Consider the following 26,723-nt stretch of genomic DNA (forward strand, 5'->3'; position numbering starts at 1 on the left):
TCCTCCAGCGATCAGCAGATGCGCGGCAGTTGCTCGCCCACCAGCATGTCGACAATGCGCTGCCCGCCGAACACCGTCTGCATGACGACAAGACCACCCGCGCCCACCTCGCCCACCTCCACCGTGCCAATTGCCGCCGCCTCGCGCCCCGCCGGATGCGCGCGCATGGCAGCGAGCACCTGCCCGGCTGCATCGGCGGGCACGACGGCCACCAGCTTGCCTTCGTTAGCCAGATACAGTGGGTCGAGGCCGAGAATCTCGCACGCGCCCTTGACCTCCTCCCGCAACGGCAGGTCCGCTTCGCGCAGCCGTATCGTCACGTTCGAACTCTGTGCAAACTCGTTCAACACAGTCGCGACGCCGCCACGCGTCGCATCGCGCAAACAGTGAATCTGCGGGCACGCATCGAGCATTGCCGCGATCAGGCCGTTGAGGGGACAACAATCGCTTTCCACATCGGCTTCCAGGGCAAGTTGCTGGCGCGCGACCAGAATCGCCGCGCCATGATCGCCGAGATAACCGTTGACGATCACAACGTCGCCAGGGCGCGCGTTGCGAGCCGAAATCGACACGTCGCGGCGCACCACGCCGATGCCGGCGGTGTTGATAAAGAGCTTGTCCGCGCAGCCGCGTTCGACCACTTTGGTATCGCCCGTCACGATCGCGACGCCCGCTTCGAGCGCGACCCGCTGCATGCTCGCGGCAACACGTCGCAAGATATCGACGGCAAGGCCTTCTTCGATCACCACTGCGCATGAGAGATATAACGGTGTTGCACCGCATACGGCCAGATCGTTGACCGTTCCCGATACAGCCAGAGTGCCGATGTCGCCGCCTGGAAAGAACAATGGATCGACTACGTAGCTATCGGTCGTAAACGCGAGACGGTCTCCATGCGCAGCAAGATCGGCGAGCGCGAAAACGGCCTGATCTTCCAGCGCCGCGAGCGTGGGATTGTCGAAGGTCGAGACGAATACGTCTTCGATCAGATCCCGCATCGCGCGGCCACCGCCGCCATGTGCGAGATTGACGGAAGCGTCGCGTATGTGCGCCACGCGGCGGGGTGCCATCGGCTGCTGAGGATCGGGCACGCGGTCGTTCATGAATGGCCTCGCGTGGTGGACGCATAGGCTGCATCGTCGATCAGCGCAGGCACATCAGGCATAACGGCCACGCCGCTTGCGCCAAGGCACGCCGGGGCCGTCGCGTCGGCTGATTTCACGCTCTGCCGCGCAACGCGCCGCTCATCGATCCGCGACGTATCGATACGCCCATAGTTGTAGTAAGCCGCGCAGGCGCCTTCGCTCGACACCATCAACGAGCCGAGCGGAGACTCCGGTGTGCAGGCGGTGCCGAACACTTTGCACTGATGCGGTTTGATCACGCCCTTCAACACCTCACCGCATTGGCATGCTTTCGGGTCCGCGATCTTCAGGTTTGGCACGTCGAACTTGCGCTCCGCGTCGAAAGCGGCAAACGTCTCACGGACCCTGACCCCCGAGTGATCGATAGAACCCAGTCCGCGCCATTCGAAGAACTCGCGCGTCTCGAACACGCGCATCACCGCCGACAAAGCCTGCGCATTGCCGTCCTCGGTCACGATCCGGCCATACTGGTTCTCCACCTCGCAGCGCCCTGTTTCGATCTGCCGCAACACCATCCACATCGATTGCAATATATCGAGCGGCTCGAATCCCGCCACCGTGATCGGCTTGCGATAGTGCCGGGCGATAAAATCATAGGGCCGTGTGCCGATCACCATGCTGACGTGCCCCGGGCCAAGAAAGCCGTCGAGATGCAAATCGGGCGAATCGAGAATCGCCTTGATGGTCGGGATGATCGTGATGTGATTGCAGAACAGCGAGAAATTGTGGATCTTTTGCGCATGCGCCTGCAGAACCGTCATCGCGGTGCTGGGCATGGTCGTCTCGAAGCCTAGACCGAAGAAGATCACCTCCCGGTCTGGGTTTTGTTGCGCGATCTTCAAGGCGTCGAGCGGCGAATAGACCATCCGCACGTCCGCGCCGTCGGCTTTCGCTTTCAGCAGGCTCTTCTTCGAACCGGGTACGCGCATCGCGTCACCAAAGGTCGTGAAGATCACCTCCGGACGCTCGGCTAACGCGACGCAATCGTCGACGCGGCCCATCGGCAGCACACACACCGGACAACCTGGGCCATGCACGAACTCCACCGTATCGGGCAGCATTTGCTGAATGCCGTAGCGGAAAATCGTATGCGTATGGCCGCCACACACTTCCATGATTTGCAGCGGCCGTTGTTTGGCACGCTCGATGCGGGACACCAGCGCGCGGATTTCCTTCTCCAGCGTTTTCGCTTTGTGCGGGTCACGAAACTCATCGACGTATTTCATGGTGCACCTCCCTCCGCCGAGCTGGCCAGGCCAGCCGAACCGGCGAGGCCGCCGCGGTCGTCGGCAAGCAGCGTATGCACGAGGTCCCACAGAATGTGATAAATCGCGACGTGGGTCTCCTGCACGCGATGAATGCTGTCACTCCTCACCACAAGGCAATGATCGACAGCGGCACTGGTGGCCATGCGTCCGCCATCGTGACCGGACAATCCGATAGTCAGCAGACCCATCTCTTTCGCTTTCGCAAAGGCAGTCAGCAGGTTTTCGGAATTTCCGCTGGTCGACACGCCGATTAGCGCGTCGCCACGCCGGCCTTGCGCCACCAGCTGCCGCACGAAAATATGGCTAAAGCCGACATCGTTGCCGACCGCGGTCATCATGGCCGTGTCAGCCACGAGGTTGATGGCGGTGAGTGCCGGGCGACCCGTGGTCACCGGATGCAAAAATTCGACGGCGATATGCGAGGCGTCGCAACTCGAACCGCCATTGCCCATGGTGAAGAGCCTGCCGTCGCGGCGGTACATCTCGGCAAGCGCGTGAGCAATTCGCACCACTACTGGGCCGTTTTCGTCGAAGAAGCGTTGTTTGGTGTCGACGCTGTCCTTTGCTTTCAGACGCACTGAATCGAGCAGCGCCGCGTCGAGCTTGTCCGCGTCCTGGCGTGCGCCGTGCAGGAACGGATACAGCGTCTGCAGGGATTCATGTTCGGGCATGCCGGCCTCCGTTGGCTTCCGATCAGACGCTTAAGGCGCGCTGCGCAATTCTTCGCGCAGTTCGTCCCGCAGTTCGTCCCGCAGTTCGCCCATCCCGGCGATGTCATTCATCTCGCCCTGCGCGACGCCCAGTTCGTGCAATAACGCGAGCGTGCGCGCCGCTTCCTGCTCGTCGAGCCGGCTCATCGCGAAGCCCACGTGCACCAGCACCCATTCGCCGATGCACGAGTTCGCCGTCCGTCCCTCGCCGATCACGAAGGCAATGTTGATCACGCGCCGCACACCGCCGACGTTGACGAGCGCGAGATCGTTCGCCGCGTCGGTCACTTCGACGATCTGTCCCGGGATGCCCAAACACATGGTGTTCTCCCATCAGCCCGCTTTTGTGCTGCTACTTTTGCACCGCTACTTCCGCCCAGCGACCTCTGCACCGCTACTTCCGAACGGCCGGCTCTACATCGCTACTTCCACGCCGCCTCTACACCACATTCAAAACCCCTCGCGCCCCTGGGCCGCCGCCACAACCGCCTGCCCTAGCGACAACCCGCCGTCGTTGGCCGGCACCTGCCGGTGCGTCAGCACCCGAAAACCCGCAGCGCCGAGCCGCCCGGCTACCTGTTCGAACAGGATACGATTCTGGAAAACACCACCAGACAACACCACACTGCGTGCATCGACCGGGCCTGTCAGCAGGTCGGCCAGGCATTCGACCATTCGGACGATCGCAATGGCCAGCCCCTTGTGAAACCGCGCCGCGACGACCGGCACGGATGTGCCGCGCAACAGGTCGTCGAGCAAGGTCTCCCACATCGGCCGCGGCTCGATGCAACGCAGACCGTCCGGCATGGTGCTGATGATTTCAAACGGGTACGCATGGGCGTCGCTGTCGTTCCGCAGCGCGTTCAGATCGACCAGCGCCTCAAGTTCGATAGCCGCCTGCCCTTCGTAAAGCACGCGTTCCCGGCACACGCCGAGTGTCGCCGCCACAGCGTCGAACAGACGGCCCACTGAGCTTGCCAGTGGACTATTGACGCGTTGCGCGATCATCGTATCGAGCGCGTCGCGCGGACGGCTGCTGAGGAACTGCTGTACGTCGAGCCCAGCGTATTGCCGCGTGAAGCCGCGCCAATCGAATGCCGCCATCAGATGCGCGTAAGCATTGCGCCACGGTTCGTCGATCGCGCGTGTGCCGCCGGGCATCGCAACGGGTTTGAACATGCCGAGACGCGTGAAACTGCGGTAATCCGCCAGCATGAATTCTCCGCCCCACAGCGTGCCGTCGTTGCCATAACCGAGACCGTCGAGTGCGACGCCGAGCATCGGCAGCGCATCGAGCGCCACGCCGTTTTCCGCCATGCACGCGGCGAGATGCGCGTGATGATGCTGCACTTCGACCACCGGGACCTGCCACGTTTGTGCGAGTTCATAGCCGATCTTGCGCGACAGGTACTCGGGATGAAAGTCGAGCGCCACCGCCTGCGGCTCATGTTCGAACAGGCGCAGATACTGCGCCACCGAGCGACGATAGTCCGCATAGGTCAACGCGTCTTCCAGATCGCCGAGATGGTGCGAGACGATCGCCTGTGCATTGCCCGCAAGACAGAAGGTGTTCTTGAGTTCGCCGCCCATTGCCAGCACCGCCGGCGTTTCGGCGAAACCCGCCGGCAACCGCAACGGTGCCGGCGCATAGCCGCGCGCGCGCCGCAACACACGCGGTTCGCCCTGCACCACGCGGGCCACCGAATCGTCGACCCGGCGTGCGATATCGCGATCGTGCATCAGGAAGACATCGGCAATGCGGCCGAGACGTGCTCGGGCATCGGCGTTATCGATGCACGGCGGCTCGTCGCTCGTGTTGCCGCTCGTCATCACGAGTGCCGTGTCGATCGACTCCATCAGCAAACGATGCAACGGCGTGGACGGCAGCATGAAACCGAGCGTACCCACACCCGGCGCGACGCCAGGTGCAACGCACTCCGCGCCGTCGGCACGCAGGATGACGATGGGTCCGGCCGCGCTATGCAGCAACGCGAGTTCCGTCTCGTCGGGTTTGCAATAGCGGCGTACGGCCTGCAGATCGCGCGCCATCAACGCGAACGGTTTGCGCTCGCGCCGTTTCAATTGACGCAGACGGGCGACCGCGGCCTCATCGCAAGCGTCGCAGGCAAGCTGAAAGCCGCCCAGCCCTTTGATCGCGACGATCGAACCATGCCGCAACAGCAGGCTTGCCGCACGACAGGGATCGTCGCCGTCAGCCCGTGCGCCGTGCCGGCTTTCCAGCCAGACACGCGGGCCGCATACAGGACACGCGACCGGTTGCGCGTGAAAGCGCCGGTCGGCGGGATTCTCATACTCGGCGCGGCACGCTTCGCACAGGTCGAACGCGGCCATGGTTGTGTTGGCGCGATCGTAGGGTATGGCCTGAACGATCGAAAGACGTGGCCCGCAATGCGTGCAGTTCGTAAACGGATAACGGTAACGGCGATTCGCCGAATCGGCGATCTCGGCGGCACAGTCCGCGCAGATCACTGCGTCAGGCGTGACACCGGTCTGCACATGGCCGGTCTCGCTTGCCACGATGCGGAAATCGCTGCCCTGGGCCGCTTCACTCAGTTGATGCCGCTCGATCGCGTCGATGCGTGCGAGCGGCGGACACTCCGCGCTCAAGCTTTCGATGAAGCGCTGCAGCGTCCACGCATCGCCCCACGCATGAATCAGCACGCCGTCGCTATCGTTGCGCACGTCGCCGACCACGCCGCACGCATGCGCAAGCCGCCATACGGTCGGGCGAAAACCGACGCCTTGCACCAGTCCGCGCACACGGATTTCCTCGCCGAGCGGTCCGTGGACCGCCGGGAGTGGAGGTGAAGACTGTCCGGCAGGTTGTGTTTGCGTGCTCATGGCCACCTCCCTGACTGTTGTCGCCTACATGTTGCGGATACGGATATAGCGCTTGATGTCCTTCATATTCGCGATCACGCCGAGCACCAACGCCGGCAACAAGAGGTACTTCAGAAAGCCTTTCATGACGCCTCCCACTTCAGTTATTTCACACCGTATCCGTGACGGCCCACCGCTTAGTCGCTCCATCCATCAGCGCGCGCGGACGCCCACTCAACCGCCCGGCTGCCCGTTCGCTCAAGCGACCCGTGCGGACAACCGCTCCATCCTTGCCATCACAAGCGTCACAGCGAGTTCGACCGCCTGCTCGACCACCGCCGCCACCGTGCCGCTCAAGCCCATCCTGCCTTCCTCGCCATCCTCGAACCCGAAGTCTTGCGGCTCGCAACCGAGCACGACAATGTCCTCGCAGCCCCCGCCCAGCATCCGCACCGTTTGCAGCACTTTGGCCGGATCCATTTCGTGCGGCGACATCAGGATCGGCGCCGCATACGGATCGCCGGGTTCAGCGCCGACGGCCTCTTCAACGGACGGCTCGATCACATACAGCGTGCCCGGCGCACCGCCGCGCTGCGTCGTGTCGATCAGAATTGCGCTGTCCACGCCGTCGAGCAGCGCATAGCAGAGATCGATGCCGCGAATGCCGAAGTCCGCCACGCTCACGCCGTCAGCGAACGCCGGCAACTCCCCGGCACTAAGTTTCTCCCGCAGACGGCGCACCACTTCGACGCCGAAACCATCGTCGCCGAGAAACACATTGCCGATGCCCGCCACCAGAATCGCGCTCATGCGTGCCCTCCTTTACGACTGGCGTGACTGGACGGGCCGAATGGCCTGGACGGGCTGGCCCCATTGACCAGCGGCTCGATCTCGTCCGGGCCGAAGAAGAAGCGATGTCCGGGCATGCGCTGCAGGCCGAAGTCTTTGCCAGGGTCGTCGTCGACCGTCACGGCAACGTGCACGTGATCGTCGAAATCGCGCTCGATCGATTCGATCGTGGCAACCATGCCGCTCAGCGCGATATCGAAGATGTCCGCGCGACCGCGTGGGCGCAAGCGCACCTGATCGCCGATCCGGATCTCGACGCCCGCCACCCGCACGCAGGCCAGATGCGGCCGCGCGTCGAGTTCCGCCCATGGCGACACCGGCATGGCGGGCGTTTCCAGCGGTGAAAATCCGCCGACACTTGCCCCGTCGAGTGCGCGCACCTGCCGCAACGTGCCATGCAGCTTCTCCATCTGCTCGGCACCGAGACTTTCGGTACGTGCAAGCAAGGCACGCGCGCGCTCGTCCGTGGCGATCATTTCGCGCTTTTCGTCGTCGGTCATGGTGAGAATACGCAGTGTGAGGATTTCGTCGATCTCCGTGGAGTCGAATAGATCGCCCGCACTTTCAGGCGCAATCTGCGGGAAGTCGTAGAGAATGATCGGCGAGGCGAGCATCGTGTCGGGCTGTTGTTCGTCACCCACGAGAACTGGCCACACGCCGATATTGCGGCTCGCGGCGGCGGCCGCGGCCAGTTCAGTGGGCGGATCGATAGAAGAAATCCACGTGCCGCCCTCGATGGTCAGCACCGTATGACAGGACACCAGCGCGTACAGCGAAGCCGCATCGCGCTTCAAGCCGTTGGCATTGTCGAGCGGTGTCTCATTGACGATGCGCACCGTCAAACGATAAACCCCGGCGGCCACGCTCGCGGCGCTCAATTCGACGTGGCCTTGCAGCGAAGCGCGGATACGGCGCAGTGCGCCACGCAGCGTGCCTTGCCTGTCAGCGAGCGGTTCGAGCTCGGTAGCGGCGTCGAACGAAAACGCGATCTGTAGCGGCGCGTCAAGCAGTTCGCCCATCACCAGAACCGGTACGGCGATGTGCCGCTCGGCCGCTTCCTGCCATGCGGTGTAGCGCCGCTCGTCGATATCGAGCGCGGGCACGGTACGCCAGGCCGGCTCACCCGACTCCGGCCGCGCGGCCGAACCCTCGTCCACATCGAGCACCATCCGCTCGATCACCTGCAGAAAACCCGGCCGCACGGCCACACGGGTGCGCTTGTCGCCGCGCAGCAGACACTCGGTCTGCGTCACCCACGGATCGCTACCCGACGCCTCGGCATAGTCGCGCGGATACACGCCGCCGAAGGTCCAGCGCTGCCGGTTCTTCACCGAAGTCGGCCGGTACGGATACAACATGTAGCCTTCGTACAGCACCGCCTGAACCACGCTCTCGACCGCATTCACGATATGTCCTCCTCGACGCCGTCAAGCAGGCTCGACACCGCCTGCTCCCAGCTCGTGAGACCCCGCCTGCTTTTGTAACGCGAGAGGCGATCGAACACATCCCGGTGCAAACACAGCCAGGCGCCGTTCGGGTAGTAGCGGATCATCATGTCGCGCCATAGCGCAACGGGTAGCCGGTACGCCGCTTCCTTGTGCCAGGGAATCGGCGCGGCCTGCAATGCGCCGTCGTCTTCGCGATAGAACACCGTGCCGCTGAATTGCAGCATCAGCGGAATCTCGCCTTCTTCAAGGCCGTGAAAGTATTTGGTTGCGGCCACATTGAAGTCGTAGCTGCATGGCACCGGCAAATCGAGCGTGCATTCGCCGGCAAACGGTGGCGCGACTATCGACGTATGCGCCCATAGCAGCGTACGCAGCGTCTCGCCCCAACGCGGCGGCGAACCGAACAGGTCTTCGAGTCCGTACTGCTCGGCGGGCGCGTAGCGGCGCTGCGTCGCTTCGATCTGGATCTGGCATTGCAACGTGATGCTGGCGATCTCTTCCTGCGCCGGCGTATTGGCGATACGCAGCCTGAACGTTAGCAGCGGTGCTGCGGCGAACGGCACGACTTCCGCCGACTCGACAGTGAACCCGAGATCAGGCATGGAGCAAGCCCTCCGGTACCCGGCCATGGGTCTTCAGCGCGGCGAAGAATCGATGAATCGAATCCCACGCCTCCCTGCCGCCGGACAGTCCGCGCCAACGCGCGCGGATCACGCCGGTTAGCGCGTAACACTGGTCGATCGGCACACGGTAATAATCGCGCGCGCCTTCGCTGCGGTTGACCAGCAGCGCTTCGACGTCGGGTTGCAGTTGCGCGAGCAACGGATTTTCCGCGACCAGCTCATCCCACGCCTGCAATTCCAGTAGCGATTGCGTGCCGCCGGCCGGTCCGGGATACAGCGCCACGACGCGTTGCGCCGCGCTGTCATGAAAGAAGAAAGCGATATCGATGGGAATCGCCAGCGCGTCCCATTGCGCATCGCTCATGCGAAAGCCGCCGAGATAGTGCGCGTCGCGCGGCACCGGACGATAGCGCGCATTCTGCTGACTGCCGAACAGCAGCGCGCACGCGCGGCAACAGCAAAAGAGCTGCCGTTTGGCGGTTTCGAACAGATGCGGATGATCGGATAGAAGCGGCAGGCCGCACAACTCGCACTGGATGTCGTCGGCTTTTCGCACGAATTGGCGCAGCCGCGCGACCCAGCCGCGTGTCGGTGCGGCGGGCGTCATTGAGCGCCGGCCTCGGTCCGGCTTGCTACCTCATTTGCCACATCCTTTGTTACGTCATTCACCGACTCGGCGTGATGCGGCACAAAGCGCAGTTCATGCACATTGACGTCCGGCAGACCTGCGATCTCGACGCGCATCGCTTCCGGCGCCGCTTCGAAAATCGAGCGTTCGATTTCCTGCTGCAATTCGCCTACTGAGTTGTGCTTGCCCTGCAGCCGGCCGGCCACGCGCACACGCACGGCCTCTTCCGCCGCGTCGAGCAACTCGATCTGGATGCCCTGTACGCCAAGCAACGGCCGCATCTTTTCGACCGCACGCGACACGCGCGTCGGTAGGTCCTGCGGATGCAGGCCGTGCAACAGCAGCAACGCCGACACGCCGGCGTCGCGCTCGAACGCTTCGATCATGGCGACGTCCATCACGCCCGCCTCCGACACGATCTCCATCAGCCGTGCGAGCCCGTTCGTATGCAGATCGAGAACGACCTGCAGCAGTTCTTTGGCAGGCTCACGCGCGCGCGGATCCTCAAGCGCTTCCAGCGCCGCAATCAATTCGTCGATGCGGCGTTGCTGGGCGACGACCGCGCTCTCGTTGCTCACGTGTGCGCTCCCTGCATCACACCAAAGGTCGGCGAGTGCGACGTATCGATCGTCTTGCCATTGCCGACGTACATATGAACGCCGCACGGCAGGCACGGGTCGAAGCTGCGCACCGCGCGCATGATGTCGATGCCCTTGAACTTGTCCGGTCCGTTCTCTTCGAAGATCGGCGTATTCTGCACCGCGTCTTCATACGGTCCGGGCGTACCGTAGATATCTCGTGGATTGGCATTCCACGGCGTGGGCGGATACGGGTGATAGTTGGCGATCTTGCCGTCGCGGATCACGAGGTGGTGCGAGAGCACGCCGCGCACCGCTTCGTGGAAACCGCAACCGATGCTCTCTTCCGGCACCGTGAAGTCGCTGAACGTGCGAGTGCGTCCCGCGTGCAACTCGGCCAGCGCCTGCTCGGCAAAGTACAAGGCCGCAGCCGCTGAATACGCCTGAAAATAGGTGCGGGCACGATCGCGTTCGATCGCGTTGCTCCACTTCGGAATCTTCCATTCGAATTCGACTTCGGGCTTGAGCGCGGTCTTCGGCAAGTAGATCTTCACGCTGTGACCAGTCGCCTTGATATACCCGATATCGACCAGCCCCGCCAACGCGGTGGCCCACAAGCGCGCGATCGGTCCACCGCCGGTATCGAGCGCAAGGTGATCGCCGGTGCGCTTGTCGAGCCAGCGCGGCGACATCACCCACGTGTAGTTGCCGTCGAATTTGCGCTTCTGCGGATGCGGCAACGTGGTCTGATTCCAAGGATGCTTACGGTCCACCGGATTGCCGAGCGGATCGTTCTTGACAAAGGTCTCTTCGTGATCCCAGTCGTCGTAATAGGAACTCCCCAGCAGGATACGGATATTCAGATTGATGTCGACGAGATCGGTCGTCAACAGTTCGCCGTCCACCACCACGCCGGGCGTGACGAACATGCCGCGGCCCCATTGCGTCATCGTGTTGTAGTTGTAATCGCATACGTTCGGGTCCTGAAAAGACCCCCAGCACCCGAGCAGAACGCGACGGCGGCCGACCTCTTCGTAACCCGGTAGCGCTTCATAGAAGAAGTCGAACAGATCGTCATGCAACGGCACGACTTTCTTCATGAACTCGACGTACTTCATCAAGCGCGTGATGTAATCCGTGAACAACTGAATGGTCGGTACTGTACCCACGCCACCCGGATAAAGCGTCGACGGATGCACGTGGCGTCCTTCCATCAGGCAGAACATCTCGCGCGTATAGCGGCTGACCATCAAGGTCTCGCGATAGAACTCGCCGGTGAACGGATTGAGCGCAGTCATGATGTCCGCGATGGTTTTATAGCCGTGCTTGTCCGCGTGCGGCGCGGGTGTTTTCTGCGCCTTGTCCCACACGCCGGGATTGGTTTCCTTGACCATCCTCTCGCAAAAATCCACGCCCACGAGGTTGTCCTGGAAGATGTTGTGGTCGAACATGTATTCGGCCGCTTCACCCAGATTGACGATCCATTCGGCGATCGCCGGCGGCTTCACACCGTATGCCATGTTCTGCGCGTACACGGAACAGGTCGCGTGATTATCGCCGCAGATTCCGCAGATGCGGCTCGTGATGAAATGCGCGTCGCGCGGGTCTTTGCCCTTCATGAAAATGCTGTAGCCACGAAAGATCGACGACGTGCTGTAGCACTCCGCCACACGGCGGTTCGCAAAATCGATCTTGGTGTAAATCCCCAGACTGCCGACGATCCGCGTAATCGGATCCCAGTTCATGTCGACCAGCTTGCCCGGCGCTGCCTGGGTACTGGTGGTCGCTTCAGGTGCGGTACTAACGGCCATGACCTTCTCCCTGCTGACAAGTCGAATTCCGCCAACTACGCCGCCAGATCAGCGACGGTAGCCGGTAGTGAGTTTCGAACCGTTGTGACGCCATTTCGGCTCGTCGTTGAGCGTGTTGTTGGTCAGCTTGCGCAGACTGCGAATCAGCGGCCCATAACTCTTGATGAGATTCGACGACAGCACCGCTCCCGGCGGCTCATCCATGAACGGCATGAACTTGTCGGGAAAGCCTGGCATCGTGCAACCAATGCAGATGCCTCCCACATTCGGACAGCCGCCAATGCCGGCCATCCAGCCACGTTTGGGCACGTTGCACTGCACGACCGGCCCCCAGCAGCCCAGCTTGACGATGCAATTCGGGCTGCCGTATTCGGTGGCGAAGATCGCCTGTTCGTAGGAGCCCGCGCGATCGCAACCGTCGTGAACGGTGCGCGTAAACAACCACTTCGGCCGCAGTGCCTCGTCGAGCGGAATCATCGGCGCGAGACCCGCCAGTTGATAGAGCAGGTAGAGCAGCGTCTCCATGAAGTTGTCCGGCTGCACCGGACAGCCCGGCACGTTGACGATCGGCAGGCCCGCTTTCGATTTCCAGTCCCAGCCCAGATAGTCGGCGAGACCCATGCAGCCGGTCGGATTGCCTTCCATCGCGTGAATGCCGCCGTAGGTCGCGCAGGTGCCCGCGCCGACCACCGCCAGCGCGCGCGGCGCAAGCCGGTCGAGCCATTGCGGAATCGTGATCGGTTCCTGCGTATCGGGGTCGGTGCCCAATGCGGCCCAATATCCTTCGCGATTGATACGTTCGTTTGGAATCGACCCTTCCATTACCAGCACGAAGTTCTCAAGCTCGCCACGCGCGGCCTGGTGAAACGGCTTGAGAAACTCGTCGCCGTTTTCATACGCCAGTACGGGATTATGCAAATGCACCTTCGGTAGGCCGGGAATCGCACCGAGAATCACGTCCTCGATGCTCGGCTGAGTCGCCGCGGTAATTGATACCGAATCGCCGTCGCAGCCGAGGCCGGCGGTAATCCAGATGATGTGCACTTCCTTGAGAGCCGGCGCGTGCTGAGTCTTGCGCCCATAGGGGACGTTGTCTGCTTCTGCCATGATGAGTGTCTCCACTGCGAACCACGTTCTTTTCAGGTCAGGCAAAGATACGTGGCGAGTGCCGCACGGCAGTCACGTGTCCAGCAATCGATCGATAACGGTTCCGCCCGATGCGGTTAAAAGGATCGGATTTGCTGCATGTATTGTTGGGGATAGGTGCCCACCGTGATGAGCCCGAAAAACTTTTTTGAGTATAGTTCAGCGATACGAAATAACCCAATTTCCGTAACTAACTCACTAAACATCGCGCAGCGTATTGGGTCGATAAGGATTCGAGCGGCGCGCTTGTTGAAATTCTCTGACGATAGCCCTTACGGGTTCAGGTCATTGCCGCGTAAGCGCCATCAATCGCAATCGTTGATATGCCGCAACGCTCATGAGCGGATCTCGAGTTCTTCGAATCGCATCCATTTGTAAACCGCGACCGACAATAACCAGCTCGCCAGAAATACGCCGATGATCGCGTAGCCGATCATGCCGAAGTTCTCATTCAGACTGCCCACCGCCTGCCAGAATCCGCCATTCAGATGCAGCCTGTCCGCGAGTAATCCGAGGCCCTCTATGCCGCCGACAAGAAGCGCGACGAGCACCGAGATTGTCGTGATGGTGACGTTGTAGTAGAGCTTGCGGACCGGCTTCACGAAGGCCCATCCATAGGCGCCCAGCATCAGGATGCTGTCGGTCGTGTCGATCAGCGTCATGCCGGCCATGAACAGCACCGGAAACACCAGGATCGACCAGATCGACATGCCTTGCGCGGCGCCGGCGGCGGATATGCCGAGCAGCCCGACTTCCGTTGCGGTATCGAAACCCAGCCCGAACAGAAAGCCGAGTGGGTACATGTGCCAGCTCTGGCTGATCAGGCGGAACAACGGCCGGAAAATACGCGCGAGAAAGCCGCGATCGGCGAGCAGCATGTCGAGATATTCATCGACGTAAGGCTCGCCTCGGCGGACGCGCCGAAAAGCGCGCAGCACCGAGCGCAGCACGATCAGATTCAGAAGCGCGATGGCGAACAGGAAGAACGTCGACACCAGTGTGCCGATCATGGCGCCGGTTTCCTTGAAACCACTCATCCGGCTTTGCAACGCCATGGCGGTCGCCGCAATGCCGATGGTCGCGAGAACGACAATGGTGGCGTGTCCAAGCGAGAACATCAGCCCGACCGTCACCGGACGCTGGCCGGACTGCATCAGCTTGCGCGTCACGTTGTCGATGGCCGCGATATGATCCGCGTCCACCGCATGCCTCAGACCAAACGAGTAAGCCAGCAGGCAGGAGCCCATCAGCAGCGGATAACCGCGGAACGCCACAAAGGCCGCCACCCACGCCGCGATATTGAAAGTAAGTAGTAACGCGTAGAGCCATCCGATCTGCCGGCGCTGATGGCCGTTTTCCTCGCCGAGGAGCGCCTTAACAAACTCCGCCATGGGTTCTCTCCCGGGAGGCCTGGGCCGGCTGCGTCGCACAGCCAGGCGCTTGAAGCCTGCATTCGATGATAGTACTTTTCCCGCGCATCCGATCCCCGGCGAGATTGGACACGCCGCGCCATCATTCTTGCGATGACGCGGCGCGGCACGGTTTCAGCGCTACTTCACGTTGAATGCATAGTCGCCATGCGTGCGATGCCCGTCGGAGGCCACCGCCACCCAGTGCACTGTGTAGTGGCCCGCCGCTAGCGGCGGCAGCGGCACCGCCATCACCGCCGCCTGATGCGTGTCGACCGCGGATTTTTCCGTGTTGACCTGCTTGCCGCTCGCGTCGGTCACCGTCAACGAACTGAATGACGGCTCGAGCGGCCCGTCGAATATCACGCGCACCCGAGCGGGCGACGCCACCGTCGCGCCCGCGCCCGGCTCCTGCTTCTGCGGAAATACATGGGCGAAAGCGGCGCTCGCGAACGCGAACCCGGCAATCAGCAACGGCACCTTCACCGCGGCGCGCAGCCAGTCATATCGATCGTTTTTCATCGCGTGCTCCTGCGTTATGGTGTTGATGCGTTACTGGAAAAGAGGTTTGCCGATCGTGGTCGGCGCGACATCGTCGAAGAAGATATGCGCCTGAACCAGAATGCCCACGTGCGAGCCGCTTGCGTGGTTGATCGGGATTTGCGCTTCAACGCCGAACTGGCCATAACGGTTGATCCAGATGAAGCCCGGATTGACCGTGCCGGTTGTCTGGCCCTGGCTTCTCGAGAGCGGAATTTCCACCAGCGGAATCACGTTCGCCAATGGTTGCGGCAAGCCGATGTCATGCACGTGCTGCTGCAGATACGGCAGGCTGTATTGCACCGTGAAGCCGTAGTTGAACGCGTTCGGCTGCCCCGCACCGGTGGTCAGTGCCGGGCCGGCTTCACCCGTGATCGCGATCGGCCGCAGATAAGCGAGCGATGCCGGAAGATCGCCCATACCCTTGCCGGCGAAAATCGTCGGCGAGATCGTCGAAAAGTTGCTCGCGATCGCGCGGCTTCCCGTGCCGCCAAGTTCGGCGTTCACACCGACCGAGGTCATGAATTCGTGTTCATCGTTGACGTACAGCAGGTACTTCAAACCGACGCCGAAGTTGTCGAAGCCGCGCGCCTTCGGATTGTTTTGCATCGCGTACGTGCCGTCTACCGAGACCGCCAGCCGCGGCGTGATCAGCTTGTCGTACTCAAAGTCGAAGGTATTGATGCTTTGATCGCCGGCGTCGCCCGGTACGCGCTGGTGGCCGTATTCGAGGTTGGCTTCGTCGCCGACACCGGGATCGTCGACGGCCATCGTCGCCGGAAAGATGCGATTACCCGCAATCGCGTGAGCACTGGCGAGTGAAGGAGCGAAGAGAAATACGCCGGCGGTAGCCGCAACGAGCGACGCCGCGCGCAGCGGTATCGCGCTGCGCGTTGTCTGGGTTTGCATGGTTCATCCTGTTCATAGGTTGTGACAATGCCGGCACACGCCTCGACAGACGGACGTGCGGCGGCATCGCGATGCGGTCATGGCATCGCAACGGTATGACTCGAATCAGGATGGGAACGGAGGAGCGCGAGGCTGCGCGAAGGTGAGCGGTTCGACGCGGCGAAGCCGCTCGAAGCGGGTCGCGACGGTGTGCTGGACAGCACGGACGGTGACGAAGAACAGCGCCTCGACGCTGGGCACCGCCGGCATGTGGGCGAGCAGACTGCAATAGCCGCAGGCGTCGCCGTCGGACATGGCAGCGTGTTGAGCGTGTTTGCTGCCGGGGTCGTCCGATGCCTGATCCTGCATGGAGGGCATCGAGGACATGGCTTCCATTCCCGGCATGGAAGCCATTGACGGCATCGAGCAATGCTCGCCTTCCATTCCGGCTTCACCGCCGTTGCGTGCGGCGAGCGAATGCGAGATCGTTGGCGCGAGCGTGGCCATCAGGATCGCAAACAATCCCAGCCAACTGCCGATCTTCCGATGGAAACGACTCAAGATGCGCCCGGCGACACGATTAGAAGCTGTCGTGGATTATGCCATGGCCTATCGCGTGTCCTGGCCGGCAAGGCGCCGGTTATGCCGAACATTTCGCCTATATGCTGCAGACAGTGGACAATGCCTCATTCCGGCTATCGGCATGGAGTGCCCATGAAAGCGCATCGCCCGCGTCTCCCGCACTTACCCGGCGATCATTCGCATGTGGAGTGGCGCGATCACACCCTGCCTTACGTCATCGTGGCAGCGCTTTTCGTGCTGATGGTCACGCTGATCGTCTGGCTGGTCGATCCGGCGCCGCCGAAAACCATCACGATGAGCGCGGGCCCGCACGACAGTTCGTTCCTCGTCACCGCGGATCAGTACAAGAAGATCCTCGCCCGCAACGGCATCACGCTGAAGGTGCTGGAATCCGACGGCTCGGTGCAGAACCTGCATCGTCTGCTCGACCCGAAACAGCATGTCGATCTCGCGCTCGTGCAAGGGGGCGTGGCCGACGGGCTCGACACGTCATCGCTGATGTCGCTCGGCAGCGTTTTCTATATTCCGGTGGTGGTGTTCTATCGCGGCACGGGTATCAGCGAGCTTTCAGAACTGGAAGGCAAACGGATTGCAATCGGCCGCGAAGGCAGCGGCACGCGCCTCCTCTCGCTCAAACTGCTGGAAGCAAATGGCATCAGACCGGGCGGTGACACCGTGCTGGTGCCGAGCGACGGCATGCAGGCCGCCACGCAACTCGTGGCGGGCGATGTCGACGCGGCGATCCTGAACGGCGACTCGGCCACGCGCGGCTTGATGCTGCGGCTCCTGAAAGTGCCCGGCATCTCCGCGATGAATTTCGACGAAGCCACCGCCTATACGCGCCTCTTTCCCTATCTCGAGGAGCTCGACTTACCGCCCGGCGTGCTGGATCTCAAGCGCAGAATTCCGCCCGACACCATTCATCTGATCAGTCCAACGGCCGAACTCGTGGCCCGGAGCAATTTGCATCCGGCCATTTCCGACTTATTGATTGAGGCCGCGCAGGAGGTGCATGGCATGCCAGGGCTGTTGCAGCACGCGGGGGAGTTCCCGAGCCCGGTTGCCCATGAATATCAGATCAGCGAAGACGCCCAGCGCTACTACAAGACCGGCAAGAGTTTTCTGTACCGCGCGCTGCCGTTCTGGCTCGCGAGCATTGGCGACCGCACGCTCGTTCTGCTGCTGCCGATGGCAGTGCTGCTGTTTCCGGCGATGCGGCTGATCCCGGCGCTGTACCGCTGGCGCGTGCGCTCGCGCATCTATCGCTATTACGGTGCGCTGATTGCGATCGAGCGCGGCGCGCTCGCCGACTCGACCGAGGAGGAGCGCAAGCAGCTTTTCGCGGAGCTCGATCAAATCGAGGTGTCGCTTAACCGCTTGCGTATGCCGTTGGCATACGCCGACGCGTTCTATGTGCTGCGCGAGCACGTCGGCTTCGTGCGGGTCCGGCTGGCGGCACAAGGCAGCGCCCCTTAACGGGGCGGCCGGCCTTATTTACGCTTCGGCAGTGGCCGACGGTGCTGCCGGCGGCGTTGTCGATTCAGCGGCGGGGGTGTCCGGCGAGGCAGCCTGCGGCTGGCTCTCCGCCTCGGCTTGCGGGGTGGCCGCTGCTTGCGCTGCATCATCAACCGAAACGACCGATGCAGCAGAGGCATTGGCGGACGCGTCAGCCGACGAAGCCGCAGCTTTCGCCGCGCCCCGACCCGCACGATGCGCCTGCAGACGCTGCGCGCCGGCCGCTTCCTGGGCCGTCACCTTGCCTGCTTCGCCACCCGTCAGATCGACGCGCGCGGCACCTTCAACCAGGCATTTCCAGTAGCGGCTGCCACGGCACCAGGTCTTGATCGCGTCGCGCAACTCGGCTTCGCTCAGCGACAGCTCCTTCGCGTGAACCACGAGATCCTCGAAGATGCCGACCTTCAGCGGCAGCTTTGGCGCCGGATTCTTCGGGAAAACATTCGGGAAGCGCTTTTGCAGTCTCCCGATCGATTTCACCACCGGGTCCACCGGCTTCGCGTCGGCCGCGGGCCTGGCGTCAGCCGCCGGCTTGGCGTCGGTCGCTGGCTTGCGACCAGGCGCGGCACGACGCGGCGGCGACGGCTTGCGCGCAGGCTTCGCACCGGGCTTGGCGACCGGCTTGGCCGCAGGCGCAGCTTCGGCGCGTGCCGCAGCCAGTTGCTTCTTCAATTCAGCGAGTTGTTCGAAACCCATAGCGCACAATCAATCGAGAAAGACAAGATTGTAGCAGCGTGTTGAAACATGCTCGTGAGAGGCCGCGCGGCGCCGTGGGCCAGCCGTGGCGAACGGTCAGCTTCTAACCGCCACAGGCGCCGCAACCTCAACCGCCGTCAGGCCAAAAACCGACACGCACAAGCCGGGCCGGCCGGTGTTGTTGCGCAGGGAAAGCCGCAGTTGATGCCGTGCGGCGATCCGCGCCACAATCGCCAATCCAAGTCCGCTGCCCTCGCCCTTCGCCTCTTGCCCTCGATAAAACCGGTCGAAAACCCGTTCGATCTCAGCCTCCGGTATCCCGGACCCGCTGTCCACGACATCAAATCCCACCCGCTCGCCCGACCGTTTCAGAATCACGTCGACACGCCCACCCCGCGGCGTATGCCGGATCGCATTGTTGATCAGGTTGCCCAACAGAACACTCATCCCATGCGGCTCAGCCAGCGCCGTATAGACATCGTAGTTCGCTCGAGCGTCTTCACACACAAGCCCGAGATCGATCTCCTTCGTCTCCGCGAGCAGCGAAAAATCGCCGACGACCTGCTCGCCGATCCGGCGCAAACTCACCGGCACCATCGACGTCACCGGATGCGCGTCCTCACGCGCCAACGTCAACAATTGCTGCACCAGGTGAATGATCCGGTTGACCCGCCCCTCGACGCGCTCCAGCGTTTGCCCCTCGCCCTTTAGCGAGCCGTCACGGGAAGCCGCCTGCAATTGCAGCTTCAGCGCCGCAAGCGGCGAGCGCAACTCATGCGCGGCATCGGCGATAAACGTGCGCTGCGCCTGCGAAGCAACGTTCAGACGTTGCAGCAGATCGTTGAGCGCTTGTACCAGCGGCTTGATTTCGACCGGCACGCTGCCGTCCAGATGCAACGGTTCCAGCGAATCGAGCGAACGGGTCGTCAGCGCGCGCGTCAGCCCGCCGATCGGCGCCAGCCCCCTTGCCACCACCAGCAGCACCAGCACGATCGTCACCGGCACCAGCAGGCCGAGCGGCCAGAGCGTATGCAGCGCCAGAGTCAGCGCAAGGTCCTCGCGCACGGAGATCGGTTGCGCAACCTGGATATAACGGTCACGCTGTTCCAACCCGAACGCGCGCCAGTGACTCTCGCCGCGCTCGACCGTGCTGAAACCCGCAGGCAAACGCGAGAACACCGGCGCCTGCATCGAGTGATAGATGAGCTTGCCGGACCGGTCCCAGATTTCGATCACGACCCGGTCGTCGGCCAGATCGCCCAGGTCGGGATTGCTATGCTCGCCGTCGCCCGCACCGGCCAGATTCGACGGCAACGACAGCGCCACGGTATGCAGTTCGTAGTCGAACAGTTCGCCCGCTTCTTCGCGCGCGGTGTGAAAGATGCCGAAGCCGGCCACGCCCGAGGCCGCGGCCAGCCCGAAAATCAGCCAGCCCAGCAGCCAGCGGCGAATCGACGTCATCAGCACCTCTTCAGACGGTAGCCCACGCCGCGCACGGTCACGACCTGCTCCGCGCCGATCTTGCGCCGCAAGCTGTGTACATGCACTTCGATGGTGTTGCTGCCCACCTCCTCGCCCCAGCCGTATAGCTTCTCTTCCAGCTCAGGCTTGGTGAACACGCGCGTGGGCTCTTCGATCAACGCCTGCAGCAGGGCGAACTCGCGCGGCACGAGCGGCAGCAGTTCGCCGCCTTTGGTGACTTCGTGCGCCGCGGGATCGAGCGTGAGCTCGCCGTGCGCATAGACGGGCTGCTTCTGCCCGGTGCGCCGCCGCAAGAGCGCGCGCACCCGCGCGGCCAGTTCGTCGAGGTCGAATGGTTTGATCAGATAATCGTCGGCGCCTGCATCGAGGCCGCGAATCCGCTCGTCGACCGCGTCGCGTGCGGTCAGGATGATCACCGGCGCGGCGCCTCCGCTCTTGCGGTAGGTATTGAGCACGTCGATGCCGTCCTTCTTCGGCAGGCCGAGATCGAGCAGCACGAGGTCGTACACGCCGTTGCCCAGCGACAGCTCCGCCGCACGGCCGTCTTCGGCCCAGTCGATCGCGTAGCCCGAGCGGCGCATCGCGCCCAACACCGTCTCCGCAATCATGTCGTCGTCTTCGACCAGTAGCAGACGCATGGCCTCTCCTCTCTCCAGTTTGCCCGCATTGTCCGGCCCGTTAGCTTAACGCTTCCTTATGCGTTCCTTATCGGACGCTTAGGTGACGCTGAAGGGAGGCTTGGGGGACGCTTAATGTCCGTTAAGCGTTCCTTAAGCTCCATATCAGCAGAATCGGCACCTGTTCTGCGACATCCGCTCGCGGCTGCCCCATCTATTGTTCAGGAGCCGGATTTTGCCCGTTTTCAACGCCGCCGCAGCCGCACGGTTGCGCGTGCTCGTGCCGATCTGCGCGATGCTGCTCGGCGGGTGCTCGTGGTATCACCGCGAGCCACTCGCACCGCAGGATACGTCGACCTCGGCCCGCTCGCTCGAACGCATCCAGATCGATCCGTCCACCATGCCGCTGCCCGAACTGGCCGCGCATCGCTTCGATCCGTCCGACGGGCTCGACATCGACGAAGTCGCGATGCTTGCAGTGGCGAACAATCCCGACCTGAAACTGGCCCGCGACGATCTCGGCATTGCCCGGGCTCAGGCTTATTCAGCCGGACTGTTGCCCGACCCGCAACTGAGCGTATCGAGCGATTATCCGGGCGCGGCCGGCGCGACGCGCGCATTCAATTACGGTCTGAGCATCGACGTGATGGCGATCGTGCTGCGCAGCGCGAACAAACAATCCGCCGACGCGACGGTAGCCAAAACCGATCTCGGGCTGCTGTGGCAGGAATGGCAGATCGTCGCCCAGGCGCGGCAGTTGTTCATCAAGACGCGCTTCCAGCAGGACACGCTGCCGCTGCTGCAACAGCAGCGCGACCTCGCGCGCACGCGTTACGAGCGCATGGCCGAAGCGCGCCGCGACGGCAATCTGACCGACGACACGCTGACCGCCGCGCTCACCGCCTACAGCGACGCACGCAAGCAATACACGGACGCCGAACGGGCCGCGGAACAGACGCATCACGATCTGAACGCGCTGCTCGGCCTCTCGCCGGAGGTGCAGTTGCAGCTCACCGGCAACGAAGACGCGACCGAATTGCCCGATGCGACGCTCGACGCGGCGCTCGCCAAACTCGCGCAGCGCCGTCCGGATCTGATCGCGCTGCAGGCGGGCTATGAAGCGCAGGAGCAGAAATACCGCGCGGCGATTCTCAGCCAGTTTCCGAGTCTTTCAGTGGGTTTCGTGCGCGCGCGCGACACCTCGAACATCTACACCAGCGGCTTCCAGATCAATCTGAGTTTGCCGATCTTCAACCGCAATCAAGGCAACGTCGCGATCGAAAAAGCGACGCGTCAGCGCCTGCGCGACGAATATCAGTCACGCCTGAATCAGGCTTATGCCGATGTCGCTCATATGCGCGCGGACAGCGTGATTCTCACGCGGCAGTTGCAGCAGACCGAGGCCGCGCTGCCCGATGTCGACCTTGCCGCGCAGCATGCAGCCACGGCCTACGCGCAGCACGAACTCGTGCTCGGTGCCTACACCGATGCAGAAAGTGCCTCGCTCACCAAACGTGTCGACGTCGCCACGCTGCGCGAATCGCTCGCCGAACAACGCGTCGGCTTGCAGGCATTGCTGGGCAGCGCGATCCCCGACGCCTTTTCCTCCGCTCAGACCTTCACCGACACTCATGCGAAATAGTCCACTTGCGGCGCGGCGACCGCGCATTGCCACTTATGCGACTTCTCTCGCCTGCGCTGCACTGATGAGCATCGGCGCGCATGCGGCCGGTGCGGCCAGTGCGTCCGCCGGCGACGATGCGGCCGACCAATCCGTCGTATCTGTGCAAACCGTGCGGGTGCAGCGCGCCGTCATCGCGCAACCGGTCCGCGCGTATGGCATCGTCGCGGCGTCCGCGTCGAACCTGACCACGGTTAATCTGCCGTACGTCGCGCGTATCGCGCAAATGCGCGTGCAAGCCGGACAGAGCGTGACGCGCGGCACGCCGCTTTTCGTCGTGCAGGCCGATCCAGCCGCAGTGCTCGCCGCCACCCAGGCGAAAAGCGCGGTAACGCTGGCGCAAGGCGAACTGGCGCGCACGCAATCGCTGTACGACAAAGGGCTCGCCACGCAATCGCAACTCGCCACGGCCCGCAAGGCTGCCGAGGACGCGCAGCAGGCGCTCGCGGCGCAAAACCAGACCGGTGTCGCGGGCGGCAACAAGATCATCGCGGCGCCGATCGACGGCGTGGTTTTGCAGGTATCGGCGGCACAGGGCGATCAGGTGCAGCCCGGCGCCGCGATCCTGCAACTGGCCGGCGGTAACGGCAAGGATGCGCGCGCGAACGTCATGCTCGGCGTCGAGCCGTCGGACATCCCTGCTATCCATGCCGGCGACACGGTCACGTTGCACGGCCTGTCCACCACGCTCGCGAAGACCGCGGCAGACGGCCACGTGGTGCTGGTCGGGGCGTCGGTCGATCAGCAAAGCCAGCTCGTTAACGTCGGTGCGAACGTTCCGCTCGGACAGAGCGCATTCATTCCGGGCACGCGTGTCAGCGCCGACATCGCGACCCGCAGCGGCACGCATTGGGTGGTGCCGCGTGCCGCCGTGCTGAAAGACGACAAAGGCGCGTACGTCTTCCAGATCACGCCGCAAAACAAGGCGCGCCGCGTGGCCGTGGTCACGCAGGTCGAGAACGGCGACCGCTACGGCGTGGACGGCCCGATCGACGGCGCAGAAGGCCTCGTCGTCAGCGGCAACTATGAGTTGAAGGACGGCATGGCGGTGCGGGCTGCTGGAGGCGCGCCGCGATGAATTTCGGTCAATGGATGCAGAAGCACCGGCGTTCGCTGCTGTTCGTGATCGCGCTGCTGGCGATCGCAGGCGCGCTGACCGCGTTTCGTCTGCCGATCTCGCTGTTCCCGAACGTCGCGTTTCCACGCGCCGTCGTCGCGCTCGACGCGGGCGACCGCCCCGCCGAACAGATGGCCACGCTTGTCACGATGCCGGTCGAAGAGGCGCTGCGTCGCGTGCCGAACGTACGCGATGTTGAATCGACCACGAGCCGCGGCTCGGCGGAAATCTCGATCAATTTCGACTGGGGCACCGACATGGCGCAAGCCACGTTGCAGGCGCAGTCGGCGATCAGCGAGATCCTCGCGACGCTGCCGCAAGGCACCTCGATGCAGGTGCGCCGCATGGACCCGACCGTGTTCCCAGTGCTCGCGTATAGCCTGACGTCGGACCAGCAGTCATTGTCGGCGCTGCACGATCTTGCGCAGTTCCAGATGCGGCCGTTGCTGTCGTCCGTGGAAGGCGTTGCTCGCGTCGAAGTGACCGGTGGCGCGCAGGACGAATTCGAAGTCGCGATCGATCCGGCGCGCCTCGCCGCCTACAAGGTCTCGCTCTCGGACGTGTCGAAAGCGATCGGCGCGAGCAACGTGCTGATGGCCACCGGCCGCATCGAGGATCACTACAAGTTGTACCTCGTGATTGCCAACACCACGATCACGCAACTCGAAGAACTGCGCAACGTGGTGGTGTCGACCAACGGTGCAACGCAAATCCGCCTCGGCGACATCGCGACAGTCCGTCAGGGTGTCGTGCCGCAATGGATGCGCGTCACGGCCGATGGCCACGACGCCGTGTTGCTCAACGTCTTCCAGCAGCCAGGCGCGAACAGCGTGGCGATGGCCAAGGCGATCCGTGCGAGGCTCGCTGACTTCCAGCATCAGATGCCGGCGGGCGTGCATCTCTCGAACTGGTACGACCAGAGCGAACTGGTGATCGCCTCGGCGACCAGCGTGCGCGACGCGATCATGATCGGCGTGGTGCTGGCCGCGTTCACGCTGTTTGCCTTCCTGCGCAACTGGAAGATCACCGCGATTGCGGTCGCGCTGGTGCCGGTCGTGATGGCCGCGACGATTCTGCTGCTCGACGTGTTCGGCATGGGCTTCAACATCATGACGCTTGGCGGGATGGCGGCCGCGGTCGGCCTCGTGATCGACGACGCCATCGTGATGATCGAGCACATCGTGCGACGCATGCGCGAAGGCGGCGCGCACAAGTTCCATGGCCGCGTGATGGCGGCGGCGCTCGAATTCACGCGGCCGCTTGCCGGGTCGTCGGCGGCGACGCTGATCATTTTCGTGCCGCTCGCGTTTCTGTCGGGCGTGACGGGCGCGTTCTTCAAGGCGCTTTCGGTGACGATGGCAAGCGCCCTGTTCATTTCGTTTCTCGTCACATGGCTCGCGGTGCCGATTCTGTGCGACCACTGGCTGAAGCCGAAGGACGCCGAGGAACACAAGGAAACCCGCTTCGCTTCATGGATGAACCGGCGCTACGGCTATCTGATTGAGCACGTCACGGCACGTCCGATTCTCGTGCTGCTCGGCCTGCTGCCGCTGATCGTGGTGGCCGCGTTCGCTTTCACGCGAGTAGGCAGCGGCTTCATGCCGAGCATGGACGAAGGCGGTTTCGTGCTCGACTATCACACCGAGCCGGGCACGTCCGTCACGGAAACCGACCGCTTGATGAAGCAGATCGAGGGCATCATCCGCGCGAATCCGAACGTTGCAACTTACTCTCGCCGCACCGGCGCCGGTCTCGGCGGCGACCTGAACGAGCCCAACAAGGGCGACTTCTTCGTGCGCTTGAAATCGACTGGCCGCGAGCCGATCGAAACGGTGATGGAAGAAATCCGCTCGAAGGTCGAAACGCAGGTGCCCGGCGTGAATATCGAGCTCGCGCAACTGATGGAGGACCTGATCGGCGACCTGACCGCGGTGCCCCAGCCGGTGCAGATAAAAATCTATTCCGACGATCAGAACACGCTCGACACCACCGCACGCAAGGTAGCCGCGCAGATCGGCAAGATTCAAGGCGTGGTGGACGTGAACGACGGCATCAATCCGGCGGGCGACGCGCTCGAATTGCACATCCGGCCGGAGGCCGCGGCGGCCGAGGGCATGGACCCGCAGTCGATTGCACAGGCCGTGTCCGACATGGTGGAAGGCAACGTTGCGACGCAATTCCAGACCGGACCGAAGACGGTGGGCGTGCGGGTGCGCGTGGCGGGCGCACTGAAGCTAACCGATACGCAACTGGGGCTGTTGCAGATTCGCGCACCGGACGGCCATCTGTTCGCGCTGAACCGTGTTGCCGATCAGGTGACGGTGACTGGCCAGCCGGAGATCAGCCGCGACAACCTCAAGCGGATGGTGGCGGTGACGGCGCGTATCGATGGCCGCGATCTGGGCTCGACGATCGCTGACGTACAGAAGACGCTGAGCGACAAGAGCTTGTTGCCGACCGGTGTGTATTACGAACTGGGCGGTTTGTACCAGCAGCAGCAGATTGCTTTCAAGGGTTTGTTGACCGTGTTTGGTGCTGCGATTGCGTTGGTGTTTGGGTTGCTGCTGTTTCTGTACGAACGCTTCCGGGTTGCGTTGGCGGTGATGGCGATGCCTTTGCTGGCTGCCGGTGCGGTGTTTATTGGGCTGTGGATGACCGGTATCGAGTTGAACATCTCCGCAATGATGGGGATGACGATGATTATCGGTATCGTGACTGAGGTGGCGATCTTTTATGTATCGGAGTTGCAGGGGTTGATACGGGATGAAGGTATTGGGTTTGAGGAGGCGCTGATCGCGGCTGGGCGGAATCGGTTGCGGCCGATTGCCATGACCACTATTGCGGCTATTTTGGCGCTGTTGCCGCTTGCTTTTGCCCTCGGGCAGGGGGCTGCTATGCAGCAGCCTTTGGCGGTTGCTATTATTTCTGGGTTGATTGTGCAGTTGCCGTTGGTGTTGTTGTTGTTGCCTGTTTTGTTGAAGTTGTTGATGAGGAAGGGGCCCATTTAATGGGCGGGTTTTTGCCTTCGCGGCGCTTGTTGTCCGTGTTCCTGGGGTGTTGGCCTTTCCTTGATTTGTTAGTGGTCTTTTAGCGGTGCCCCTGTGCGGGGCAATGCTCTCAACTTAAGCCCGAAAGGGCTTGTATACGGG

At 62.8% G+C, this 26,723-nt stretch carries 23 protein-coding genes; 4 read left to right on the forward strand and 19 right to left on the reverse strand.

The genetic code is table 11. From position 1 onward, the window contains the following. Positions 1–11: 11 nt before the first annotated feature. The 16 genes from hypE to M0D67_RS26425 all read right to left on the reverse strand — a co-directional run bounded on the left by hypE (position 12) and on the right by M0D67_RS26425 (position 16,448). The gene (gene hypE / locus M0D67_RS26350) at positions 12–1,103 is read right to left on the reverse strand and encodes a hydrogenase expression/formation protein HypE (protein ID WP_302273574.1); all 1,092 of its coding nucleotides are present in this window, start codon (positions 1,101–1,103) and stop codon (positions 12–14) included. Next, positions 1,100–2,371 (reverse strand): hydrogenase formation protein HypD, encoded by a 1,272-nt coding sequence (gene hypD / locus M0D67_RS26355; RefSeq protein ID WP_171929109.1) that lies wholly within the window; start codon positions 2,369–2,371, stop codon positions 1,100–1,102. Before hypD ends, hypE begins: the two co-directional genes overlap by 4 nt. Then, a complete protein-coding gene (locus M0D67_RS26360; protein WP_154565631.1) occupies positions 2,368–3,084 on the reverse strand; it encodes an SIS domain-containing protein in 717 nt (238 codons plus the stop codon). Before M0D67_RS26360 ends, hypD begins: the two co-directional genes overlap by 4 nt. 30 nt (positions 3,085–3,114) lie before the next feature. Beyond that, the gene (locus M0D67_RS26365) at positions 3,115–3,444 is read right to left on the reverse strand and encodes a HypC/HybG/HupF family hydrogenase formation chaperone (protein WP_154565632.1); all 330 of its coding nucleotides are present in this window, start codon (positions 3,442–3,444) and stop codon (positions 3,115–3,117) included. Between the two features lie 129 nt (positions 3,445–3,573). Next, entirely contained in the window at positions 3,574–5,985 is a 2,412-nt protein-coding gene (hypF, locus tag M0D67_RS26370) for a carbamoyltransferase HypF (protein ID WP_154565633.1), read from the reverse strand. 237 nt (positions 5,986–6,222) lie between these two features. Next, positions 6,223–6,774 (reverse strand): hydrogenase maturation protease, encoded by a 552-nt coding sequence (locus tag M0D67_RS26375; protein WP_171929111.1) that lies wholly within the window; start codon positions 6,772–6,774, stop codon positions 6,223–6,225. Continuing rightward, positions 6,771–8,219 (reverse strand): hypothetical protein, encoded by a 1,449-nt coding sequence (locus M0D67_RS26380; protein WP_171929112.1) that lies wholly within the window; start codon positions 8,217–8,219, stop codon positions 6,771–6,773. The genes M0D67_RS26375 and M0D67_RS26380 overlap by 4 nt, the downstream gene beginning before the upstream one ends. Further along, positions 8,216–8,863 (reverse strand): DUF6084 family protein, encoded by a 648-nt coding sequence (locus M0D67_RS26385; protein ID WP_266240344.1) that lies wholly within the window; start codon positions 8,861–8,863, stop codon positions 8,216–8,218. The genes M0D67_RS26380 and M0D67_RS26385 overlap by 4 nt, the downstream gene beginning before the upstream one ends. Then, the gene (locus M0D67_RS26390; protein ID WP_154565637.1) at positions 8,856–9,491 is read right to left on the reverse strand and encodes a DUF5947 family protein; all 636 of its coding nucleotides are present in this window, start codon (positions 9,489–9,491) and stop codon (positions 8,856–8,858) included. The genes M0D67_RS26385 and M0D67_RS26390 overlap by 8 nt, the downstream gene beginning before the upstream one ends. Continuing rightward, positions 9,488–10,090, reverse strand: coding sequence for a NifU family protein (locus M0D67_RS26395; RefSeq protein ID WP_154565638.1), 603 nt, complete (start codon positions 10,088–10,090; stop codon positions 9,488–9,490). The genes M0D67_RS26390 and M0D67_RS26395 overlap by 4 nt, the downstream gene beginning before the upstream one ends. Next, positions 10,087–11,901, reverse strand: coding sequence for a nickel-dependent hydrogenase large subunit (locus M0D67_RS26400; RefSeq protein ID WP_266240345.1), 1,815 nt, complete (start codon positions 11,899–11,901; stop codon positions 10,087–10,089). Before M0D67_RS26400 ends, M0D67_RS26395 begins: the two co-directional genes overlap by 4 nt. Positions 11,902–11,949: 48 nt before the next feature. Further along, positions 11,950–13,008, reverse strand: a complete 1,059-nt coding sequence (locus M0D67_RS26405; RefSeq protein ID WP_171929114.1) for a hydrogenase expression protein HypE — start codon at positions 13,006–13,008, stop codon at positions 11,950–11,952. 374 nt (positions 13,009–13,382) lie between these two features. After that, the gene (locus M0D67_RS26410; protein ID WP_266240346.1) at positions 13,383–14,438 is read right to left on the reverse strand and encodes a HoxN/HupN/NixA family nickel/cobalt transporter; all 1,056 of its coding nucleotides are present in this window, start codon (positions 14,436–14,438) and stop codon (positions 13,383–13,385) included. A 159-nt stretch (positions 14,439–14,597) separates the two neighbouring features. Next, positions 14,598–14,978 carry a copper resistance CopC family protein gene (locus M0D67_RS26415; protein WP_266240347.1) on the reverse strand — a complete coding sequence of 127 codons (381 nt, stop codon included), beginning with the start codon at positions 14,976–14,978 and terminating at the stop codon, positions 14,598–14,600. A 30-nt stretch (positions 14,979–15,008) separates the two neighbouring features. Continuing rightward, positions 15,009–15,905, reverse strand: coding sequence for a hypothetical protein (locus M0D67_RS26420; RefSeq protein ID WP_266240348.1), 897 nt, complete (start codon positions 15,903–15,905; stop codon positions 15,009–15,011). A 105-nt stretch (positions 15,906–16,010) separates the two neighbouring features. Beyond that, positions 16,011–16,448, reverse strand: a complete 438-nt coding sequence (locus M0D67_RS26425; RefSeq protein ID WP_168435924.1) for a DUF2946 domain-containing protein — start codon at positions 16,446–16,448, stop codon at positions 16,011–16,013. A gap of 150 nt (positions 16,449–16,598) precedes the next feature. Between M0D67_RS26425 and M0D67_RS26430 the strand changes: the two genes are divergently transcribed. Beyond that, on the forward strand, positions 16,599–17,942 hold the full coding sequence (locus M0D67_RS26430; protein WP_154565645.1) for a TAXI family TRAP transporter solute-binding subunit: 1,344 nt from the start codon (positions 16,599–16,601) through the stop codon (positions 17,940–17,942). An 18-nt stretch (positions 17,943–17,960) separates the two neighbouring features. Here the strand turns inward: M0D67_RS26430 and M0D67_RS26435 are convergent, their stop codons facing one another. From M0D67_RS26435 to M0D67_RS26445, 3 genes are all read right to left on the reverse strand, one after another. Beyond that, positions 17,961–18,677: a ProQ/FinO family protein gene (locus tag M0D67_RS26435; RefSeq protein WP_266240349.1), complete on the reverse strand. Its 717-nt coding sequence runs from the start codon at positions 18,675–18,677 to the stop codon at positions 17,961–17,963. Positions 18,678–18,773: 96 nt separating this feature from the next. After that, positions 18,774–20,138, reverse strand: coding sequence for a HAMP domain-containing sensor histidine kinase (locus M0D67_RS26440; protein ID WP_266240350.1), 1,365 nt, complete (start codon positions 20,136–20,138; stop codon positions 18,774–18,776). Next, positions 20,138–20,797: a response regulator gene (locus M0D67_RS26445; protein WP_154565648.1), complete on the reverse strand. Its 660-nt coding sequence runs from the start codon at positions 20,795–20,797 to the stop codon at positions 20,138–20,140. The genes M0D67_RS26440 and M0D67_RS26445 overlap by 1 nt, the downstream gene beginning before the upstream one ends. Before the next feature lie 214 nt (positions 20,798–21,011). On the opposite strand from M0D67_RS26445, the gene M0D67_RS26450 reads away from it, so the two are divergent. From M0D67_RS26450 to M0D67_RS26460, 3 genes are read left to right on the forward strand one after another with little or no spacing between them, the layout of a single operon-like run. Beyond that, complete coding sequence (locus tag M0D67_RS26450; RefSeq protein ID WP_266240351.1) at positions 21,012–22,418, forward strand: TolC family protein; 1,407 nt, start codon at positions 21,012–21,014, stop codon at positions 22,416–22,418. Beyond that, entirely contained in the window at positions 22,408–23,535 is a 1,128-nt protein-coding gene (locus M0D67_RS26455; RefSeq protein WP_171929121.1) for an efflux RND transporter periplasmic adaptor subunit, read from the forward strand. The genes M0D67_RS26450 and M0D67_RS26455 overlap by 11 nt, the downstream gene beginning before the upstream one ends. Beyond that, positions 23,532–26,582 (forward strand): efflux RND transporter permease subunit, encoded by a 3,051-nt coding sequence (locus M0D67_RS26460; RefSeq protein WP_266240352.1) that lies wholly within the window; start codon positions 23,532–23,534, stop codon positions 26,580–26,582. Before M0D67_RS26455 ends, M0D67_RS26460 begins: the two co-directional genes overlap by 4 nt. The last annotated feature ends 141 nt before the right edge of the window (positions 26,583–26,723 follow it).

This window comes from Paraburkholderia sp. SECH4 (genome assembly GCF_030511745.1).
In the GTDB taxonomy this organism is placed as follows: domain Bacteria; phylum Pseudomonadota; class Gammaproteobacteria; order Burkholderiales; family Burkholderiaceae; genus Paraburkholderia; species Paraburkholderia madseniana.

Excerpts from the sequence above, each read along its gene's own strand:
- M0D67_RS26400 (WP_266240345.1), bottom strand. The coding sequence starts at position 11,901 with ATGGCCGTTAGTACCGCACCTGAAGCGACCACCAGTACCCAGGCAGCG.
- hypD (WP_171929109.1), bottom strand. The coding sequence starts at position 2,371 with ATGAAATACGTCGATGAGTTTCGTGACCCGCACAAAGCGAAAACGCTG.
- M0D67_RS26385 (WP_266240344.1), bottom strand. The coding sequence starts at position 8,863 with ATGCCTGATCTCGGGTTCACTGTCGAGTCGGCGGAAGTCGTGCCGTTC.
- M0D67_RS26445 (WP_154565648.1), bottom strand. The coding sequence starts at position 20,797 with ATGCGTCTGCTACTGGTCGAAGACGACGACATGATTGCGGAGACGGTG.
- M0D67_RS26455 (WP_171929121.1), top strand. The coding sequence starts at position 22,408 with ATGCGAAATAGTCCACTTGCGGCGCGGCGACCGCGCATTGCCACTTAT.
- M0D67_RS26405 (WP_171929114.1), bottom strand. The coding sequence starts at position 13,008 with ATGGCAGAAGCAGACAACGTCCCCTATGGGCGCAAGACTCAGCACGCG.
- hypE (WP_302273574.1), bottom strand. The coding sequence starts at position 1,103 with ATGAACGACCGCGTGCCCGATCCTCAGCAGCCGATGGCACCCCGCCGC.
- M0D67_RS26415 (WP_266240347.1), bottom strand. The coding sequence starts at position 14,978 with ATGAAAAACGATCGATATGACTGGCTGCGCGCCGCGGTGAAGGTGCCG.
- hypF (WP_154565633.1), bottom strand. The coding sequence starts at position 5,985 with ATGAGCACGCAAACACAACCTGCCGGACAGTCTTCACCTCCACTCCCG.
- M0D67_RS26360 (WP_154565631.1), bottom strand. The coding sequence starts at position 3,084 with ATGCCCGAACATGAATCCCTGCAGACGCTGTATCCGTTCCTGCACGGC.
- M0D67_RS26375 (WP_171929111.1), bottom strand. The coding sequence starts at position 6,774 with ATGAGCGCGATTCTGGTGGCGGGCATCGGCAATGTGTTTCTCGGCGAC.
- M0D67_RS26365 (WP_154565632.1), bottom strand. The coding sequence starts at position 3,444 with ATGTGTTTGGGCATCCCGGGACAGATCGTCGAAGTGACCGACGCGGCG.
- M0D67_RS26460 (WP_266240352.1), top strand. The coding sequence starts at position 23,532 with ATGAATTTCGGTCAATGGATGCAGAAGCACCGGCGTTCGCTGCTGTTC.
- M0D67_RS26435 (WP_266240349.1), bottom strand. The coding sequence starts at position 18,677 with ATGGGTTTCGAACAACTCGCTGAATTGAAGAAGCAACTGGCTGCGGCA.
- M0D67_RS26430 (WP_154565645.1), top strand. The coding sequence starts at position 16,599 with ATGAAAGCGCATCGCCCGCGTCTCCCGCACTTACCCGGCGATCATTCG.
- M0D67_RS26390 (WP_154565637.1), bottom strand. The coding sequence starts at position 9,491 with ATGACGCCCGCCGCACCGACACGCGGCTGGGTCGCGCGGCTGCGCCAA.
- M0D67_RS26420 (WP_266240348.1), bottom strand. The coding sequence starts at position 15,905 with ATGCAAACCCAGACAACGCGCAGCGCGATACCGCTGCGCGCGGCGTCG.
- M0D67_RS26410 (WP_266240346.1), bottom strand. The coding sequence starts at position 14,438 with ATGGCGGAGTTTGTTAAGGCGCTCCTCGGCGAGGAAAACGGCCATCAG.
- M0D67_RS26440 (WP_266240350.1), bottom strand. The coding sequence starts at position 20,138 with ATGACGTCGATTCGCCGCTGGCTGCTGGGCTGGCTGATTTTCGGGCTG.